Annotated in this window: 2 protein-coding genes; both read left to right on the forward strand. The window is 44.2% G+C overall.

Features of this window, described 5'->3' with window-relative positions; all coding sequences use genetic code 11:
- On the forward strand, positions 1 to 353 hold a 353-nt coding region (locus GOU96_RS17560), incomplete at its 5' end, for a carboxymuconolactone decarboxylase family protein (protein ID WP_420719708.1).
- Between the two features lie 505 nt (positions 354 to 858).
- Positions 859 to 1267: H-NS family nucleoid-associated regulatory protein (locus GOU96_RS17565; protein ID WP_324702070.1), on the forward strand; the 409-nt coding region annotated here is incomplete at its 3' end.

A 1267-nucleotide genomic window follows, 5' to 3' on the forward strand; every position in this document is an offset into this window, starting at 1 on the left:
CACAGCGGTGTGGATGCGAAGAAAAAGCGCTGGCATTATCGCAATGGCATGACAGTGATTTATTTGATGAGCAGGAAAAAGCGGTATTTACTTATCTAGAAGCGATGACGATAACCGGACGTAAAGTTAGCGCTGAAATGATTGCGCAGCTGCAAACTTTTTTCGATGAGGATACCCTGATTGAGTTAACCGCGCTGATTGCTTTTCAGAATTTATCCGCCAAGTTTAATACGGCTTTAGATGTACCCGCGCAGGGATTGTGCCGTTTACCGCTATCAAGCTCGGCCGCGCCACTAACCGCAGCTGATGCGCTCAACAGCGATTCTGCTGACGAGGCTAATCGACCCAAGTAATGGGTAGACTATGTATAAACTATGTATTAATTACCGCGCCACTCGCTTGCTGGCGCGATGCCTTGCTGAAAACTCACTTAGAAAATGAGAGGGATAGGAGAAAAATAAATTCGCCATTCCTTTCTTACTGGATATGCCGTAGTGTTACAGCCAAGCCTTAAACGCTTTTCGGATGGATATGCAATTGTGCTACTGGCCTTATTCAACCTATAGCCAGCTATGCCTGATATCATGCATAATCCTGTATAAGCCAAACGGGATTTACCGTTACAGCCAGATAAAGAACGCCACACTTTGATTCAAAATAAGAAAAATTCGCGGCTCTATGTTTAATGGCTATTTAATCGGGCTCACTTGCATTTACGCAGATTGCGTAGAATAATAAATTAATGCGATAGAGTTATCGTTATTTCTTCAATGTGGCTTCTTAGGCTATGTTTTTGAGCTCAGTTACTGTTTAATATACGATAAAAATTACTCACTATTACGCGTAGGATGAATCAAAATGAGTGAACAAGTTATCAAGTTGCTTTCTAATATCCGCTCATTGCGGGCATTCGCCCGTGAGCAGTGCACGTTAAGTGAGCTGGAGGATATGCTGGAAAAACTGTCTACCGTGGTAAATGAAAAGCGCGAAGAAATCGCCGCCAAGGAAGCAGAAGAAGCAGAGAAAAAAGCGAAGCTGGAAGCCTACAAAAAAATGTTGGCTGATGACGGTATTGATCTGAATGACTTGCTGGATATTGCGAGCAAAACTACCGTTAAAACAGCGAAGAGCAAGCGTGCCCCACGCCCAGCAAAATATGAGTTCTCTGATGAGAACGGCAATACCAAAACGTGGACAGGTCAAGGCCGTATGCCACTGGCTCTGACCAAGGCAATTGAAGCGGGTGCCAACCTGGATGATTTCCTGA

The organism is Vibrio sp. R-1 (assembly GCF_035615595.1).
Classification (GTDB): domain Bacteria; phylum Pseudomonadota; class Gammaproteobacteria; order Enterobacterales; family Vibrionaceae; genus Vibrio; species Vibrio cholerae.